This is a genomic window from Glutamicibacter arilaitensis (genome assembly GCF_044793945.1).
In the GTDB taxonomy this organism is placed as follows: Bacteria; Actinomycetota; Actinomycetes; order Actinomycetales; family Micrococcaceae; genus Glutamicibacter; species Glutamicibacter arilaitensis_B.
The window spans coordinates 2,066,002-2,083,441 of sequence record NZ_CP084994.1; the positions used below are offsets into that span (position 1 = coordinate 2,066,002).

The window sequence follows — 17,440 nt, forward strand, 5'->3', positions numbered from 1 at the left end:
CCGTTTCTTTAGAACCACCGACGACGCCTGAAGATGACGTAAAGGAACGCTGCGAATCCAATCATCAAGACGACTGCGGCCGGGTAGCCAAACGCCCAATGCAGTTCGGGCATCACGTCAAAGTTCATTCCGTATATTGCCGCTATCAGGGTCGGTGCGAAGAGGATCGCTGCCCAGCCTGAAATTTTCTTCATATCCTCGTTTTGACGTTGCGCCACCAGAGTCGAGTTTACATTCAAGATCTGCGACAAGGCATCACGATATTCAACCGTTTGGGCGTGTGCTCGGGTGAGGTGATCTGTGACGTCTTGCAGGTAGGTTTGCAGTTCGTCGGGCACATCGTATTTGGTGAAACCGGAGGAAAGCGAGCGAACCACTTCAAGCAGTGAAGCAGTAGAGTGCTGCATGTCGATGATCTCTTGACTCAGCCGGTAAATACGTTCGGTGACCGCCGCATCGCCGCTAAATACTTGCCGTTCAATCTGTTCCTTATCGATTCCCAGACCTTGCAAGACCGGGACGTAGCCGTCAACAATCTCGTCTAGCAGGCGATAAAGGACCGCCTCGGCACCCATGCTCAGTAATTTGTGGTCCGTCAGTAAGGTCCTGTCACGAGCCACAAATTCATCGGCGGCGGTGGTTTCAAGTTCTAAGCCCGGCGTACCGTCGATCCAACGGTGATCTTGGCAAAGCACCGCGATGGAACCTTGGCGAAGGAGGATGTGAAATTCTGAAAGCTCGACTTCTTCAAGATCATCCAAGTATCGAGCCGAACGCACCACCAATAACAACACGTTTCCATAGCGCTCAAGTTTTGGCCTTTGCCGCGCATGCATCAAGTCGTCAACCAGCACTGGGTGTAATTCCCAGGCCGCAGCAATCTCGTGAATATCTTGCTCGTCTGGCGTCGGATACAGTGTGAGCGATGCGCGTCCTGCGGCACTGGCAGCGTATTCCAGGGCACCCGTAGGCGAAGTAGCAGCCGGTGCTGCCTTCACCGTTCCGTTGTCAACGAAGCGCACCATAAACGGCGCATGTTCATACTTCAGAGCATCTTTAGCTCGGCTCGTACGTCGCAATACCTTGCGGGTTGGTTCCCTCATCTGGGCTCCTATCCAAAATTCTACGAAACTTGGGTGTAGGCGATTCCCGCGGCAGTCCGGTGTCTCGAACGGGCTTCGACGTATCGTACCTCTCTAAGCTATAGCTCCAAGTGGGTTATTGATGTCTCTACACGTGTCTTTTCGAGTGTTACTGGTCATTTTGCAGCAATGGGAGCAACCCGCATTCACGAGCCGTCACCGTTTCCGCAGTAGTCAAAAGGGAAAAGTATAAATGAACCAAAAATTCGATGCGCTGATCCGTTTACTCTGCGTCACAGCCGGACACAGTTCCCCATGTGATGTGTTTAACAATAGCTTCATTTTCTGCGTGAATAGCTAGTCGACATGGTCGTTTGCGTTTTATGAACTCGTTCGTGCAGGGTCGCAGGTCACAACCCCAGGTGATTAGTTTAACTATCAATCGTTGTCACTGCTAGCCTACCTATCGTTCAGTTATTGAACTGGAAGTTCGTTTATCGAACCAATAATCACTTTCTTTAGGTAGGTCGCATGAACATCAAGGCACGCATCGACGCGTCCCCCATGTCGCGGATGCAGATGGGCGTAATCACCATCTGTTTGGCGTTGAACTTCATTGACGGGTACGACGTGTTGGTCATGGCTTTTTCTGCCGACAACATTTCTGCTGATCTTGGACTAAGCGGTGGACAGCTAGGCATTCTGCTCGCTTCAGCATTGCTCGGTATGGCCCTGGGAGCACTGTTCATTGCCCCTGTGGCGGACCGCATTGGCCGACGCAACGCAATCATTGCCAGCACCAGTGTCATCACGCTGGGCATGCTGGCCTCGGCTTTCGCACCGAGCTACGAAATCCTGCTCATCTTCCGCGTTATCACCGGCCTAGCCGTAGGCACTATGCAGACCTCACTGAACGTCTTGGTTTCCGAGTATGCCAATAATCGTCGTCGCGCCACCGCGGTGTCGATCTACAGTACCGGGCAGCCCATCGGTGGCGTCATCGGTGGCATGATCGTTGCATGGCTATTGGCTACCTTTGCCGATTGGCGAGTTACTTTCATCGTTGGCGCAATCATCACCGCAGCAATGCTGCCAGTGATATTGCGGTGGCTCCCCGAATCAATCGACTATCTCAACGCCAAGCGTCAGCCGAACGCCTTGGAAAAAATCAACAAGGTACTGGCGCGTATGCATCAGCCGGCTTTGGACTCATTGCCAGAGCCTGAAATAACCGATACCGGAAATGCCAATCTCGCTTCTCTCTTCCGCAACGGCTTAGCCTTGAAGACAATACTGCTGGCCTTTGCAATGATGATGATCATGGGTAGCTTCTACTTTGCGAATTCTTGGACTCCCAAGCTTCTGACCGAGTCTGGCTTCTCATCAAATGCCGGAATCACCGCAGGCGTGCTGTTCAGCTTCGGCGCGATTATTGGCTCGTTGCTCTTCGCCTGGCTTGGCGCCAGATACGATACCCAGAAAATGGTGGCGGTCTTCGCAGTGGCAGCAGCTCTCGCTTTTGCCGCCTTCGGATACTTCGCCGACGGTATCACCGCAGCGCTGGTTGCTGCAGTCTTCTTAGGCATCTCGGCTAACGGTGCGATCGCCGGAATGTTCTCGCTGGCTCCGAGTCGCTACGACGCGAATGTCCGGGCAACAGCGGTGGGCCTGATCGGTGGCATCGGACGCGCAGGTGGCGTGATCAGCCCCATCCTTGCCGGTTCCCTGATTGATGCGGGCTGGATTCCTGCAGACATCTACTTTGTCTTCGTCATTCCGTTGGCGCTGGGAGCCTTGGCCCTGTTCATTGCTCCGCGTGCAGCAGCGCGACGTGCAACACGAACCGAACAACTCGTTACTTCGGCCTAACGCCGAGCAAGCAATACGCCGCAAGGTAGCCCGTTCTTAACACAAGAGCGGGCTGCCTTGCGGTTTCTGTCCTTAAAGTTCTGGCTGGCAGCACCGTCTAGTACTAGCCGCTCCCCCGTCTAAACTGATACCGCCACTGCGCGCCCGCATAACGGCTCCTAAAAGGTCCTGCTCCGACCGTTGGACTGTGTACTTTTGATACGGTAACCAAGTGAAGAGATCTCAAATAATCGCGCTGGTCGCGGCCCTCATTATTGCCGCCGCGGGGCTCGCCCTTTGGAATCCTTGGGATCCCTGCGATGCACCTTCAGCAGTGTGCGAAAAGTTCGGCGAGATCCAGAAGCTGGACGGTGTAGCCTCGGTAAAAATCGACTACGAGACAATCACCGTTGACCCTAAGGATGGGGGTAGCGCCTCGGCCTCATGGACGGTTAATCTCTCAGAAGATCAGCAAGACAGCGAAGCCATTGCCACAGCAGTTCGTGCAGAAAAGATCCTTCAAGGAGCGGCCGTTCCCGCCGTTCAGCTGCGCAATTATTCGCAGTACGTGCTTGGTAAACCTCGGGTCATCAAGTCGGCTGAGGCAACCGGAGAATACTTTCCGCTGCTTGTCTCCGCTGATGAAGATCTTGAAGGTGAACTTCAACAGGCCTTCACACTCAGAAATGCCGGAGCATTGCGCGTCACCAACTCCTCCGTGGTCGCCGCCGATGCTTCTAGTATGCGTGAGCTAGCAAGACTGTCTCACAATAGCGACTATGTCGTGAGTCTGGAAACGGAAGACCGGAAGGTGCGCTATACACCAGACCCTGGAATCGATTTGGAAAAGCTCGCATTAGTCATCGAGGCCGGAGCATTGCCCAACGTAGAAACAGCCATTTACGGCAGTCAGATGCTTTCCGTTCACAGCGCCTCGGCCGATAGCACCGTGGAAACCAGCGCCATTCAGCATTGGCTCGAGCAGCGTACACCTCCAAACGACGAACCGTTGAAGTACTCTGTTTCTTCGCCGGGATACGCGAAAATTCTCGAGGGGTGGATCGGCTCGGTGCCCCCGGACTCGCATACTCCATCACCTGCTCCGCTCCCCGAAGGAGTCGCAGCATGGCCCCGTGACCCCGACGCGAACTACTGTACCGCCGACGATGTTAGATTCACTCTCAGCACCCCGGACGCAGCACTAGGATCAAGATACCTTTCGATCTACGCCACCAATGTTTCCGACCAGCACTGCGCGCTCCAAGGCCTTGCAACGATCGACTTTTACAACAAGGACGGAGTTACACAACAAGATGTCACGATCTCCGCAGACCCCGGTATCAGCCCTGATATAGTCGTCATTCCCGTAGGAGAAACCGCGATCTCCACCATGAAGTGGGGTGCGATGTCGACGACAAACGATCCAGATGAAACGGAATTTCTGGAGATTAGCCTGCTGCCGGGGCTCGAACCGGTGAAGCTCACACCAAAAATTGACGGTGCCGACACCTCGTTGGACATCCTTGATGAGGCGGAAATCAGAATTAGCCCGTGGGTTCAAGCTTTAGAAGGCTGGAACAAACCCAACTAAAAGGAACGAATCGTCAGCCAAATATCCAGGGGCCAAGAGGTTCGTCTTCAAAACCTCCGCTGGCCCGGCTGCCGTCACGGAATTCTGTCCGCGGAAGAATAACTCATCCGCAGTATTGCAAGATTGCGATGTGTTCACTGATCGTGGATGCGGATGCCATTCTGGGAATTGCGATGAATCTTCGTAAATCAGGATGACTGCGCCTCATACGCCAAGATGTATATATTAGACGTCACACGTACAGTTCCGAGCCGAAACTGTAAACTATGTCGCGACTCTTCACATTTGTGGAGCTAAGGGGAATTGAACCCCTGGCCTCTTCGTTGCGAACGAAGCGCTCTACCAACTGAGCTATAGCCCCTGAACAGCTATGACTCTACTCTCACGGATATTCGACGGTTGGGTGATCGCATCGATAAGGATAGAAATTATAGGAATTCCGTGCTCGGGAGCACTCATTCCAGTAGAGCTCAACATCGAAATAACCGAATGGCGAGGACCTGCGTCATACAAAGTTGACTGTCCCGCAAATCGCCTGCCACGACTTCAGATAGTTGGCGCTACCTCGGTTTTGGAACCGACGGTTTTTAGGACTCCAAGCTTGTTTTAGAGCGAACCTCTCGAAGCCGTACGCGTTACTTTGTACTGGCTTTATTACCAGATGAGCTGTTCACGACTTGTACAGGTTCTAGGATTCTTGCAATGCATTGAAGTGCATTTTCGCCTACGACGATAGCTACGCTCACGAACGTTCAAACTCAGAAAAGCTCAGGGTACCAAGCAGCGCTCGCTACTTGGTACCATGACGTTTCGACGTCCAGTCCATTTTGCAGGCAGCATACCTACGTAAGCCCGCTGGATTAGCATTCAATTAGATTATGAAGTTACTTAGCTGAGTTTCGCGCGCACCATTTGCGACACAGCCTTGCCATCGAAACGTCCAGCGATCTCGGCACCAACTGACTTCATAGCAGATCCCATATCTTTCATGGTGAGCGCATGATCGGCCGAAAGCTCAGCCATGATCCGGTCCACGATGCCTTGAGCCTCAACTTCGGTCAGTAGCTTCGGCAAATAAGTCGAGATGAATGCAGCTTCAGCTAATTCTCGCTTGGCCATTTCGTCGCGGTTGTCTGCTGCGGCAACTCTGGCAGTTTCTTCTCGATTAATGACTTCTTTACGAAGAAGGTTTTCGACGTCTTGGTCGGTCATCTCAGTGGGATTTTTACCAGATTTTTCTTTGGTGCCGATTGCGCTCAAGATATTTCGCAAGGTGGTCTTTTCCAGCTCGTTACCTGCCTTCAGGTGAACAATGCTGTCATCACGAAGACGTTCTTTTAAACTCATGGCTCTTCTCCTCTAGTAACTACTGAGACTGACTCTACTCGTTTGTTCAAGCGACGTTTAGACTGACTTTTTCCGAATCAACCTCAGGCTCTCAATCCGTAAAATCAGAAACCTGGCAGATGATTTCCACGTCGACTTGTCTGAGTCCGGTAGCAATACTCTCTAACTGATCCAGAATTCAACGTGGACCAGCTCGGTTGATGGCCGGATCATTGTTCTTGGCTCGACAAACAGAAAACCCCGGCCATCGGCCGGGGGAACCCGATAAAGATTTGTATAGCCTGTCGCGGCTCTTCGAAATTTGTGGAGATAAGGGGATTCGAACCCCTGACCTTCTGCATGCCATGCAGACGCGCTACCAACTGCGCCATACCCCCAAAAGGATTGCTACCTGATAAGGCAACTCACTCATCATAGATGAACGCCGAATCAGGAAGCAAATCCCATACTACTAGGTCTTTATTTGGCTTCCGTAGGAAGTTCGATGACCGGGCAGTCAGACCATAAACGCTCTAGAGCGTAAAAAAAGCGGTCTTCCTGATGCTGTACGTGGACAACAACGTCGCCGTAGTCTAGGAGGACCCAACGGCCCTTGCCGAAACCTTCACGGCGTACCGGACGAATCTCGAACTGTTCGAGGACCTTGGATTGAATTTCGTCAACAATTGCGTTTACCTGTGGCTCAGAGCCACCGGAGACGATAAGGAACGCGTCGGTTACGCCCAGTCGTTCGGCGACATCAAGTGCCACAATGTCTTCTGCCAGCTTGTCGGCTGCGGCAAGTGCCGCAACGTTAACTAGGGCGATAGAGTCTGCGTGTGCTCCCATGAAGTGGGGGTCTCCTTTTAGAGGTATAGATCAAGAACTTAATTGTCCTACGAAGTCAGCGAACTGATCAACATGACAATGCCCGCAATAAGCGCTGCACCACCGACGCTGAGCGCCGCAATCATGGCAATCAGTCTGTTGTTTGCTCGTCGCACACCGTGGGTCTGAGCGTCCAGAGGCTGTAGCCCTTGGGCGTTCACCGCGTCGACGCGTGGCATTTCAACATTTGCTTGCGTGGCCCCAGATTCAACTGGAACAGGTGCCGATGCCGCTGGAGCCTTTGGCTTTGAAACGGGAGCCGGCTTGCTTGCTGGCTTAGGAGCAGGCTTCGGCGCAGGCAAAGTCTGAGGCTTGGCGGAGACTGGTGAAGGTTTGCCAGGTGCAGCTTTTAATTCAGGCTTGACTAAAGGTTTTACAGTTTTTGGTGCAGGTTTTACTGGAGCTTTCACATTGCTTGGCTTCTTTGCGGCCTGCGAATTGTGCTTCAGTTTGTCAGATAATTTTCCACTGGAATCGAGATCTAACGAGACGCTTTCGGTCTGTGGACTCTGTACACCGGTCCTGGCGATCCGATCTTCGACTTCACGAATATTGCCCAGAGCGCCGGTGAATGGATCAGACAACGCCTGATCCTTGCCATTCTTGGCGTTCTCAATCCGGAGCCGTTCGCGTTCAGCAGCCCGACGGGAAATAATGGCTGCTCGCGCTGCCATTTCACGCTGGTGGGCAAGAACTTCGAGATCAATCTCACCGTCGTCTTCGTTCAAAAGATTCGGATCGACGAGCGATTCGGGAGCATGTGAACGTCGTGCGGCTAGCGCCTCTTCGACACTCATCACGGTGGTTTCCGGTGAATCGTCACTAGGCTTCGGTTTGGCCACAGGCTTGGCAGCACTTGACTTCTGGCTTCCCGCGTCGGCATTCTGATCCGCTAGCGTCTGAAGCCGTAGCTGACGGCGAGTCAGGGGCTTGGGCTCTTCGGCAGGTTCGACCGTTGGAATATTCGTGGTGAGTGCGCCGACTTCTTCCTGAAGGCGTCGACGCTCACGTAGCGCTTCTCGGTCGCGAGCGCGGCGCAAGGAGGCGCGCTCCCCCATTGGCTTGTCCGCTGAATCGTCTGAGGTGTCGTCAGCCGGCGCCGAACCGGCCGCGGGCTTGGCCTTGGGTGTGCTAGCGGTAGGCTTCGCAGGAGTCTGAGCGGGCTTAGCTTGTTCATTCTTCGCCGGAGCGGATGAAGCATTGGCCTGTTCGGCCTTTTTAACCGGCGGTACAGCCTTGGGCTGCTCGGCGGGTTTTCCAGCTACCGCCTTCGCCTCGGCGGCCTTGCTTGGTGCGCTGGGCGCGCTTGGAGCATTTACCGGTTTCGAGGCCGAAGCCTTAGCCGCTGGTTTGTTTGATCCTGGACTTTGCTGTGCGCCAGCTGCTGGCTTTACAGGTGCTTTTGGACCAGGGACGGAAGTTTTCGGGTCAGCTGGGCTAGCACCTGCCGAAGGCTTTACATCCTTCTTTTCAGTTGCTTTCTGATCTGCGAGCTGCTTGGCATCCTGCTCGGCTTTACTGCTAGCCAGCATGGCTTCCATTTCAGCGCGCCGCTTTTCACGCAAAGCTCGCCGGCTTGAAGCCGGCTGCGTGCTATCGCTCATCCTGTTCTTCTCCCGACCGCGTAGACAAATACCGTCACCCTTACCTAGAGATTATGCCGTGTTGGACGTATCAATGTGAGGTTACGACTCGGTATAAAGCCCATATTTTGCAATGTACTGCACCACACCGTCAGGCACCAGGTACCAAACGGGCTTGCCTTGGGCTATTCGCCCACGGCAATCTGTGGAGGAAATCGCCAATGCTGGGATTTCTAAAAGTGAAACATTCTCTTGCTCTAGTTCTGGAAGAACATGGCCTGGACGGCTGACGCCAACAAAATGTGCCAAGTCCCAGACTTGATCTACATCCTTCCAACTGGCAATCTTACTCAGCGCATCCGCTCCAGTGATGAAGAAGAGTTCGGCCTCTGGCCGTTCGGCACGAAGATCAAGCAAGGTGTCGTGCGTATACGTCGCACCCTCACGATCAATGTCGACACGACTCACGGTGAAACGCGGGTTCGACGCAGTGGCAACCACCGTCATCAAGTAACGGTGCTCTGCGGCGGTCACATTTCGAGCGACCTTCTGCCAGGGCTTGCCCGTAGGCACGAAAACAACTTCGTCTAAATCATACTCAGCCGCGACCTCGCTGGCAGCGACCAAGTGACCATTGTGGATGGGGTCAAAAGTACCGCCCATCACGCCAAGGCGCAATGGGCGGTTCTTGTCCTGTGGATCCGCCAAAACTAGTGCTTGTCTCCGTGGACCTTAAACTGACGGTGAATGTCTTCTACTTCGTCGTGATCTGCGTGACGCAACCCAACATTGGTGTAGGAAACGGTGACCAGCAGCAGAACCATCAATGCTAGGAAGATACCACCACCGACGATGATTGCCATGGTATGTGGGTCAATCCCGGTGGAAGCAGCTTCAGAAGCCATAATCAGCGCGTTCAACTTATTTCTCCAGACGTTTTATCGAGACCAGATCCGCTAAGCAAATACAGGTCCGAAAAGTATCGGTACGATTCTTCTACATCTTACCGAAGACAGAGGCTATAAACTATTTACGGATATGCCCGTCGCCCTGAACGATCCACTTGGTGGTCGTCAGTTCTGACAAGCCCATCGGCCCACGGGCGTGCATCTTCTGCGTAGAGATGCCCACCTCAGCACCCAAGCCCAGCTGGCCACCATCGGTAAAGCGGGTCGAGGCATTAACAATCACTGCCGCAGACTCGATTTCCGCGATGAACCGTTCGGACTCGGCCAACGACGAAGTAACGATTGCTTCGGTGTGACCGGTGGAGTATTCGCGGATATGCTCCAACGCTTCGTCCATCGTGTCAACGAGCTTCACCGCGATATCCAGGTCAAGATACTCGTTGCGCCAGTCATCTTCCCCAGCAGCAATCGTTTCCAGCTCCGGGACCAGAGCCGCAGCACGTGCATCGGTGTGCAGGGTGACCCCGGCCTCGGCCAGGGCTTTGAGCACGCCTCGTGCGGCAGGAGCGTCCTTGGAGATGAGCAACGTTTCCACGGTGTTGCACACGCTTGGGCGGTGGGTTTTGGCGTTGAGCAGGATATCGGTTGCCATTTTTTCATCGGCGCTGGCGCCCATGAAGATGTGCACGTTGCCCTCGCCGGTTTCGATAACCGGAACCTTGGCGGTGGTGACCACGCGCTGGATCAATTCACGGCCTCCGCGTGGGATCAATACGTCGATACGTCCGCGCGCTGCCATCATCGCGTCTGCGCCTTCACGCCCAAATTCGTCCACCGAGATCACGAGGTCCCGAGGCAGGGAAACGGATTCGAGGGCATTACGGATGTAGCCGACCAGGGCTATATTCGAGTTCAAGGCAGCGGAACCGCCGCGCAACAAGACTGCGTTGCCACTCTTCAAAGACAGTCCAGCGATATCAACAGTTACGTTGGGGCGGGCTTCGTAGATGGTTCCGATCACTCCCATTGGGACGTTGATCTGACGCATCCGCAAGCCATTAGGAAGCGTTTCGCCGCGTACGACGCGGCCAACGGGATCTGGCAGTCCGATGAGCTCTTCAAGGGCTGAGATCAAACCGTCGATGCGCTTGTCATCAAGTTTCAAGCGATCAAGCATTGCGGCGCTGGTGCCGCGTTCACGACCATTCTCCAGGTCTTTGGCGTTTGCCGCCATAATTTCTCGGCGATGGCTATCGATGGTCTCTGCGATCGCACGCAAAGCCTTATCTTTCCAATCACGGTTTGCCCGCGACAGAGTACGCGAGGCCCGGCGGGCGCGATCTGCCAGCTGGTTGACCGACGTGATGACGTCGGTGGTGGATTCGGTCTTGGTTTCGGCTGAATCTAGACTCATATCTCCCATTCTATTGGCCTCCTTAGATCAAGGCCAGATCGTCGACATGTACTACTGCCTTGTCGTAACCCTCGCCAAGCATTTCGGTCAACTCGACGGTGGTGCGTCCAAGCATTTCCGGAAGCTCTTCGGCCGAGTAGTTCACGAGTCCACGGCCAATGACATTTCCGTCTGCATCGCAGATTTCCACTGCGTCCCCGGCTTCGAATTCACCGCGGATTGCCGTGATACCGGCGGCAAGCAAGGAATTCGTTCCATTGGCCACCGCACGCACCGCACCGGCATCCAGGATCAGTCGCCCCTCGGACGAGGCAAGGTGTGCTAGCCATACGTCACGGGCCGAACGGCGTGTATTGCGCGCGGCGAACCAGGTGCCAACGTCTTCGCCCGCCAGCGCCTTTGCGGCATTGTCGGTGCTGGTAACCAGTGTCGGAATGCCCGCCGAAGCGCTCATGGTGGCTGCGTCGACCTTGGTGATCATGCCACCGGTGCCAACGCCTGCCGAACCTGGGGTACCCAGGTCAACGGCGTCGAGCTCATCGGGGTGGCCCACATGCGAGATACGGCTTCCACCCTCCTCCGGGTGCGCGTCATAAACCGAATCAACATCGGAAAAGAGCAACAGCGCATCGGCCTTGATCAGGTGGGCAACCAACGAGGCGAGCCGGTCATTGTCACCAAAGCGAATTTCCCGGGTAGCAACCGCATCATTTTCATTCACGATTGGGAGCACGCCCAGGTTCAGCAAGCGCGTCAGCGAACGAAGCGCGTTGGTGTACGTGGTGCGGTGCATCAAATCATCCGCGGTCAGCAGCACCTGACCGACATTGATGTTATGTCTAGCGAATTCTTGGGTGTACTGCGCCAGCAGCAATCCCTGCCCGACGGCCGCTGCCGCCTGCTGGGTGGCAAGGTCCTTGGGACGCTTGTCCAACCCCAGCGGCGACAGCCCGGCGGCGATCGCGCCGGAGGAGACCAGCACAATCTGGGTGTCGTCATGCACCGTATGTGCGAGCGTATCTGCCAAGAATTTCAGCCGCTCATGGGAGATTCCCCCGCTGACGGTTGTCAGCGAGCTGGATCCCACCTTGACCACTAGTCTTCGTGCTTGAGGCAGATCTCGAAGTGAGGAAATTGAAGATAGTGTCTTGGTTGCTCGCACATTCATACTTAGTCTTCCTTATCTGCTGCCCGTTTCTGAGCAGCGCGTTCAGCGTTCTTCGCATGTACCGATTCGGTCCAAATACCCGCCCGACGCTCGGCTTCAAGCTCTTCACGTGCGGCGGCTTTCGCCGCACGGCGCTCGTCATGCTCCTCGCGCTTTTGTTCACGTGTCTTGCGGTTTCGGTCTTCCAGACGTATATCTTCGCCACGGCGCGAGCCGAGCAATTCGGCTCCGGCTGCCATGGTTGGCTCCCAGTCGAAGACCACAGAGTTATCTTCGGCACCGATAACGACCGCGTCGCCTGGCTTGGCACCGGCCCTGAACAACTGGTTCTCAACACCCAGCTTAGCTAGGCGGTCTGCCAGGTAGCCGACAGCCTCATCATTACGGAAGTCGGTCTGCACGATCCAGCGCTCAGGCTTTTCACCGATCACTCGCCAGAGCGGTTCGAAGTTCACCTCTTCGCGGCGAATGACGAATTCCGTCTTCTTTCCGGTGCGCTGACGCAGCATCGGAATTTCAACGACAGGGGCTTCCTCAACACGCTCGGAGCGCGCCTGTTCTACCAATTCAGCCATGGCGAAGGTCAATTCGCGCAATCCATTACGGGCAAGTGCGGAGATTTCAAAGACGCGGTAACCGCGTTTTTCGAGCTCTGGGCGCACGAATTCAGCCATGTCGGCACCGTCAGCCATATCAACTTTATTGAGCGCGATAAGCTTTGGGCGCTCGGTCAACGCAATGACATTACCGTCGGTTCCAGCGAAGGTGGAGTCAGCTTCGTAGGCTGCCAGTTCGGCTTCGATGGTTTCCAGATCATGGATCGGGTCGCGGTCAGTTTCCAGCGAGCCACAGTCGAGCACGTGCACGATGGCGGCACAACGTTCGACGTGACGCAGGAACTCATGACCCAGTCCCTTACCTTCGGAGGCACCTGGAATAAGGCCGGGAACGTCGGCGACGGTGAAGCGCACTTCGCCTGCCTGCACGACGCCCAGGTTTGGTATCAGCGTAGTGAATGGGTAATCGGCAATCTTTGGCCGCGCCGCGGAGATGGAGCCGATCAGCGAGGATTTACCTGCTGAAGGGTAGCCCACCAAGGCGATGTCTGCCACAGATTTAAGTTCTAGGACTACTTCTTGGCCGGTACCCGGGGTGCCTAGCAGAGCGAACCCAGGTGCCTTGCGCTTATCGGAGGCGATGGCGGCGTTACCCAGTCCGCCCATGCCGCCTATGGCGGCCACGTATTCGTCGCCGGTCTTGACCAGGTCAGCGAGGAGGTCGCCATCCTTGGTTTTGACCACGGTGCCCGCAGGCACGCCGAGGATCAGGTCTTCGCCCTGCTTTCCTGGGCGTAGTCCTCCCTGGCCGGGTTCGCCGTTGCTGGCCTTGCGGTGTGGCAGGTGATGGAATTCAAGCAGCGTCGTGACCTGTGGGTCGACGCGCAAGATGACGTTTCCACCGTCACCGCCCTTCGCCCCGTCAGGACCGCCTAGGGGCTTGAACTTCTCGCGCTTGATGGACACACAACCGTGGCCACCATTTCCTGCGGTGACATCTAGAGTTACGCGATCAACGAATGCAGCCACGGGGCCATCTTCTCCTATAACGGGGGTGCGAGTTACTACTCGCTTAAAGTCTATCTATACGCACACAAGGGGCGGACCGAAATCGGCCCACCCCTTGTGCACTCAAAAAATTGTCTGTCGCCTAAATTAGGCAGCAGTTACAATGTTCACCACGCGGCGACCACGACGGGTGCCGAACTCGACTGCGCCAGCAGCCAAAGCGAACAGGGTGTCATCCTTGCCACGGCCTACGCCGGCGCCTGGGTGGAAGTGGGTGCCGCGCTGACGAACAATAATTTCGCCTGCCTTGACATCCTGGCCACCAAAGCGCTTTACGCCTAGGTACTGTGCGTTGGAATCGCGACCGTTGCGAGTGGAACTCGCACCTTTCTTATGTGCCATGCCTTTTAGCCTCTTTCGCTACAAAAATGGTTAGTACGATCAGCCCAAATTAGGCGATCGAGGTGACCTTGACCTTGGTCAGAGCGGCACGGAAGCCCTGGCGCTTCTTGTAACCGGTCTTGTTCTTGTACTTCTGGATAACAATCTTCTGGCCGCGAAGGTTTTCTACAACCTCGGCGGAGACCTTGACCTTAGCCAGGTCAGCAGCGGCGGAAGTTACCTTCTCGCCATCTACCAACAGCAAAGCTGGAAGCTCAATGGAGCTGCCTAGGGCAGCCTGAAGACGGTCTACGGTGATGAGGTCTCCAACGGAAACCTTCTCCTGGTGGCCGCCTGCGCGGACAATTGCGTACACCACGTGGGTACTCGCTTCTACTCGACGTTTATTGTCTTACCGGCGCAGAAATCAACCCGAACACCTAATAAATTAGATGCCTGAATCAGGGATCTCATGCGCTTGTGCCTTGACGCCGAGCGGATCGAAATCCGTGATCTTGGCGTTTAGCACCGATGAACCAGATTACGCTAGTCCACACCACTGGGGCAAATAGAAACTGCCCCAGCGGGTGAAGCGTGATCAAGTTCATCTATTTCAGTTCACGAACCGGAACCCCAACTCCGAGCATAACCGGTTGCCCGGCAGCCTCGGCTGGCTTTACGTTTCGTGCACTGCTGGTATCCATCTGGACCACCGAACCGGTGGCAGCGGATACCTCCGCCACACGAACCTCTGCATTCGCATCGCCCTGGACCGAGGTGGCCCGACGGCTGCGTCGCTTTGGTTGTGTGGAACTCTGTGGGGCTGCAGCAGCTGCTGCAGCCGGTGCGCTTGCCGTGGAAGCCGCAGCAGCGGCAACCTCGGCCTGCGAGGCGGGCATCGCCAGTCCGGTCAGCGTTGGCTGGTCCGAACCGCTAGGAGCCACAGCGGACTCACTCTGGACGCGCGTGGCTCGACGGGATCCACGTTTGCGTGCGCTTGTAGGCGCAGGCTGCTCTTCTGCAGCCTGTGCCGGCGCCGGTGAAGGCTCGGCATCCGACGCAGCGGATTCATTCTCGCCTGGCTCACCGGCTTGCGCCTGCTCGCCCTGGCCGCGGCCGCGTGAACGCGAACGTGAACGACGGCGTGACTTGCGCCCGCCCTCGTGCTGCTCTGCGCCTTCGGCTTCTTCTCCCCCGGGCAAAGCTGCTTCCAAGGCTTCCAAAGTTACCGCAGCGTCTTCGGCAGAGCTGTCGGAAGATGTTGAGCTCTTGGCGACCGGCACGGTGGCTCCATCGAACTTCAATCCTTGTTCGACTGGCTGGTCCAGGTGCGAAGCGGCTGCAATATTTGCCAGCGCGTGGCGGGTTGCTTCATTCTTCTCGCCGCCCTCCACCTCGGTGATCTCGGTGGCATGCTCGTTGAACTTCGGCTCTTCGCGTTCATTACCGCGACGGCGGCGACGTTCAGCACGAGGAGTCGAAGGCTTCTCCGCGAACTTCTTGGAGTGCACTTCGCCCGAAGCCGTGAATGACTTGCGGTGCTCAACAGGCTCTTCGTGAGTGACGAAGCCGCTGCCGGCACATGCCTCGCAGGATTCACCAAAGACCTCAAGCAGGCCGGTGCCCATGCGCTTGCGCGTCATCTGGACCAGGCCAAGGCTGGTGACCTCGGCGACCTGGTGCTTGGTGCGGTCTCGACCCAGGCATTCAACCAGACGGCGCAACACAAGGTCACGGTTGGCTTCCAGCACCATATCGATGAAGTCGATGACGATAATGCCGCCGATATCGCGCAGACGCAGTTGGCGGACAACTTCCTCGGCTGCTTCCAAGTTGTTCTTGGTGACAGTCTCTTCGAGGTTGCCGCCGGAACCGGTGAATTTGCCGGTGTTCACGTCGATCACGGTCATCGCTTCGGTACGGTCGATAACCAACGAGCCGCCCGACGGAAGGAAGACCTTGCGATCGAGTGCCTTGTTGATCTGCTCATCGACGCGGAAGTTGCTGAAGATATCTTCGGACTGCTCCCACTTCTCCAAGCGGCTCATCAGGTCAGGGGCCACGTACATCACATAGGCCTCGATGGTGTCCCAGGCCTGCTCGCCGGAGACGATCAGCTTGGTGAAGTCTTCGTTGAAGACGTCACGCACCACCTTGATGGTCAGATCTGGTTCCGAGTACAGCAACTCTGGAGCCAGGGTCTTGGTCGAGGAAGATTGCGCCTCGATGCCTTCCCACTGGGCACGCAGACGGTTGATGTCATTGGTCAGTTCTTCTTCGGATGCACCCTCGGCGGCGGTACGGACGATGACGCCCGCATTTTCCGGCAGGTGGTCCTTCAAGATTTTCTTCAGACGCTGGCGTTCCACGTCTGGAAGTTTGCGGGAAATGCCGGTCATCGAACCGCCCGGCACGAAGACCAGGTAACGGCCAGGCAGGGATACCTGGCTGGTTAGCCGTGCGCCCTTGTGGCCTACCGGATCCTTGGTGACCTGAACGAGAACCGAATCTCCGGCTTTCAACGCGTTTTCGATACGACGCGGCTGGCCTTCCAGCGCAGCTACATCCCAGTTGACTTCGCCGGCGTAGAGCACCGCGTTACGGCCGCGTCCAATATCAACGAAGGCCGCTTCCATGGATGGCAATACGTTCTGGACCTTGCCCAGGTACACGTTGCCGATCAGCGAATCCTGCTGGGTCTTGGAAACGAAATGCTCGGCGAGCACTCCATCTTCCAACACACCGATCTGGATACGATCCTCGCGCTGGCGCACGATCATCTTGCGTTCCACCGATTCGCGGCGAGCCAAGAACTCGGCCTCGGTGATCACCTGACGACGACGGCCGGTCTCGCGGGATTCGCGGCGGCGCTGGCGCTTGGCTTCCAAACGGGTGGAACCGCGCACCGAAGTGACTCGGTCCGAAGCGGGAATGTGCGATTCGGTGCTGGCACGCGGAGCGCGCACACGGGTGATGGTGTTTGGTGGATCGTCTTGCGAACCTCCGTCGAGCTCCAGATCAACTTCACCGCGACGACGGCGGCGACGGCGACGGGAGGTCACATCGTCCGCGTCCAAGTCCTCGTCCATCTGGCGCGCGCTGGGTGCGCTCTCCGGCTTGGCGGATTTCGATACCGCATGCTGCACAACCGTGTGAGCGGCCTCAGGGATCGCGAACGGGTTCATGATCATGGAGCTGCCGTGTTCGGCCAGCAGGGCGCCGGTATGGTCCTCTGGTGCAGACTCGGAACCTTCGGGAGCCTTCGCCGGCTCGGTCACCGCGGCTGCCAGCTTGATGCCGGTTTCCTCTGGCGCCTGCGGCGCGGTAGCTACCGGACTCTCGGTGGAAGGGATTTCCTCGGAGGCCGCGGCAGCCTGCTCGACAGCGTCGCGGGCGACCTGCTGACGGCGTTCAGCCTGGCGGCTCATGCGCTTGACCGAGTCAGGAGTGGATACCTGGGTACGGCGCGTTGCGCGCCAACGGTACGGGCTTTCTTCGACTCCGGCAGCGGCATTTAGCTCTGCCAGGGTCAACGCACGTCGCAATGGACGTGATGGGGTGGTGGCTACAGTGGTGCGGCGGGCTCGTGTTGAACGATTGCCTCGCTTACTTCCCTGCGCCCCTCCTTTTCGCTGATTTGATGCGCTCATTTAAATTCGCGTGCTCCTAGTTCAAATTCCCGCTTC

14 protein-coding genes and 2 tRNA genes are annotated in these 17,440 nt (G+C 56.3%); 2 read left to right on the forward strand and 14 right to left on the reverse strand.

Annotated elements, in window-relative coordinates:
- Positions 1-8: 8 nt before the first annotated feature.
- On the reverse strand, positions 9-1,103 hold the full coding sequence (locus LG294_RS09670) for a magnesium and cobalt transport protein CorA (protein ID WP_404285337.1): 1,095 nt from the start codon (positions 1,101-1,103) through the stop codon (positions 9-11).
- 510 nt (positions 1,104-1,613) lie between these two features.
- Here LG294_RS09670 and LG294_RS09675 point away from each other — a divergent pair.
- Positions 1,614-2,951: an MFS transporter gene (locus LG294_RS09675; RefSeq protein WP_404285338.1), complete on the forward strand. Its 1,338-nt coding sequence runs from the start codon at positions 1,614-1,616 to the stop codon at positions 2,949-2,951.
- A 211-nt stretch (positions 2,952-3,162) separates the two neighbouring features.
- Positions 3,163-4,521 carry a DUF4232 domain-containing protein gene (locus LG294_RS09680; RefSeq protein WP_404285339.1) on the forward strand — a complete coding sequence of 453 codons (1,359 nt, stop codon included), beginning with the start codon at positions 3,163-3,165 and terminating at the stop codon, positions 4,519-4,521.
- Between the two features lie 288 nt (positions 4,522-4,809).
- Here the strand turns inward: LG294_RS09680 and LG294_RS09685 are convergent.
- The 13 genes from LG294_RS09685 to LG294_RS09745 form a co-directional block, all read right to left on the reverse strand.
- Positions 4,810-4,882 (reverse strand) — tRNA-Ala (locus LG294_RS09685).
- 527 nt (positions 4,883-5,409) lie between these two features.
- A complete protein-coding gene (locus tag LG294_RS09690; protein WP_404285340.1) occupies positions 5,410-5,868 on the reverse strand; it encodes a GatB/YqeY domain-containing protein in 459 nt (152 codons plus the stop codon).
- A 304-nt stretch (positions 5,869-6,172) separates the two neighbouring features.
- Positions 6,173-6,245: transfer RNA gene (locus tag LG294_RS09695), tRNA-Ala, on the reverse strand.
- Positions 6,246-6,327: 82 nt separating this feature from the next.
- Positions 6,328-6,696 (reverse strand): ribosome silencing factor, encoded by a 369-nt coding sequence (gene rsfS / locus LG294_RS09700; protein WP_404285341.1) that lies wholly within the window; start codon positions 6,694-6,696, stop codon positions 6,328-6,330.
- Positions 6,697-6,743: 47 nt separating this feature from the next.
- Entirely contained in the window at positions 6,744-8,339 is a 1,596-nt protein-coding gene (locus LG294_RS09705; RefSeq protein ID WP_404285342.1) for a hypothetical protein, read from the reverse strand.
- Between the two features lie 81 nt (positions 8,340-8,420).
- Positions 8,421-8,981, reverse strand: coding sequence for a nicotinate-nucleotide adenylyltransferase (gene nadD / locus LG294_RS09710; RefSeq protein WP_404291714.1), 561 nt, complete (start codon positions 8,979-8,981; stop codon positions 8,421-8,423).
- A gap of 47 nt (positions 8,982-9,028) precedes the next feature.
- On the reverse strand, positions 9,029-9,238 hold the full coding sequence (locus LG294_RS09715) for a hypothetical protein (protein ID WP_404285343.1): 210 nt from the start codon (positions 9,236-9,238) through the stop codon (positions 9,029-9,031).
- A gap of 106 nt (positions 9,239-9,344) precedes the next feature.
- Entirely contained in the window at positions 9,345-10,640 is a 1,296-nt protein-coding gene (locus tag LG294_RS09720) for a glutamate-5-semialdehyde dehydrogenase (RefSeq protein WP_404285344.1), read from the reverse strand.
- A gap of 22 nt (positions 10,641-10,662) precedes the next feature.
- On the reverse strand, positions 10,663-11,808 hold the full coding sequence (gene proB, locus LG294_RS09725) for a glutamate 5-kinase (protein WP_404285345.1): 1,146 nt from the start codon (positions 11,806-11,808) through the stop codon (positions 10,663-10,665).
- A gap of 2 nt (positions 11,809-11,810) precedes the next feature.
- Positions 11,811-13,394, reverse strand: a complete 1,584-nt coding sequence (gene obgE, locus LG294_RS09730; RefSeq protein ID WP_404285346.1) for a GTPase ObgE — start codon at positions 13,392-13,394, stop codon at positions 11,811-11,813.
- A 126-nt stretch (positions 13,395-13,520) separates the two neighbouring features.
- A complete protein-coding gene (rpmA, locus tag LG294_RS09735; protein ID WP_096254657.1) occupies positions 13,521-13,775 on the reverse strand; it encodes a 50S ribosomal protein L27 in 255 nt (84 codons plus the stop codon).
- Positions 13,776-13,824: 49 nt separating this feature from the next.
- Positions 13,825-14,133 (reverse strand): 50S ribosomal protein L21, encoded by a 309-nt coding sequence (gene rplU / locus LG294_RS09740; RefSeq protein WP_404285347.1) that lies wholly within the window; start codon positions 14,131-14,133, stop codon positions 13,825-13,827.
- A 229-nt stretch (positions 14,134-14,362) separates the two neighbouring features.
- Positions 14,363-17,404, reverse strand: coding sequence for an Rne/Rng family ribonuclease (locus tag LG294_RS09745; RefSeq protein WP_404285348.1), 3,042 nt, complete (start codon positions 17,402-17,404; stop codon positions 14,363-14,365).
- Between the last annotated feature and the right edge of the window lie 36 nt (positions 17,405-17,440).

What these genes read in the sequence shown, in the direction of transcription:
- LG294_RS09670 (WP_404285337.1), bottom strand. Translation starts at nt 1,103, where the DNA reads ATGAGGGAACCAACCCGCAAGGTATTGCGACGTACGAGCCGAGCTAAA.
- LG294_RS09675 (WP_404285338.1), top strand. Translation starts at nt 1,614, where the DNA reads ATGAACATCAAGGCACGCATCGACGCGTCCCCCATGTCGCGGATGCAG.
- LG294_RS09690 (WP_404285340.1), bottom strand. Translation starts at nt 5,868, where the DNA reads ATGAGTTTAAAAGAACGTCTTCGTGATGACAGCATTGTTCACCTGAAG.
- rsfS (WP_404285341.1), bottom strand. Translation starts at nt 6,696, where the DNA reads ATGGGAGCACACGCAGACTCTATCGCCCTAGTTAACGTTGCGGCACTT.
- LG294_RS09705 (WP_404285342.1), bottom strand. Translation starts at nt 8,339, where the DNA reads ATGAGCGATAGCACGCAGCCGGCTTCAAGCCGGCGAGCTTTGCGTGAA.
- nadD (WP_404291714.1), bottom strand. Translation starts at nt 8,981, where the DNA reads ATGGGCGGTACTTTTGACCCCATCCACAATGGTCACTTGGTCGCTGCC.
- LG294_RS09720 (WP_404285344.1), bottom strand. Translation starts at nt 10,640, where the DNA reads ATGAGTCTAGATTCAGCCGAAACCAAGACCGAATCCACCACCGACGTC.
- proB (WP_404285345.1), bottom strand. Translation starts at nt 11,808, where the DNA reads ATGAATGTGCGAGCAACCAAGACACTATCTTCAATTTCCTCACTTCGA.
- rpmA (WP_096254657.1), bottom strand. Translation starts at nt 13,775, where the DNA reads ATGGCACATAAGAAAGGTGCGAGTTCCACTCGCAACGGTCGCGATTCC.
- LG294_RS09745 (WP_404285348.1), bottom strand. Translation starts at nt 17,404, where the DNA reads ATGAGCGCATCAAATCAGCGAAAAGGAGGGGCGCAGGGAAGTAAGCGA.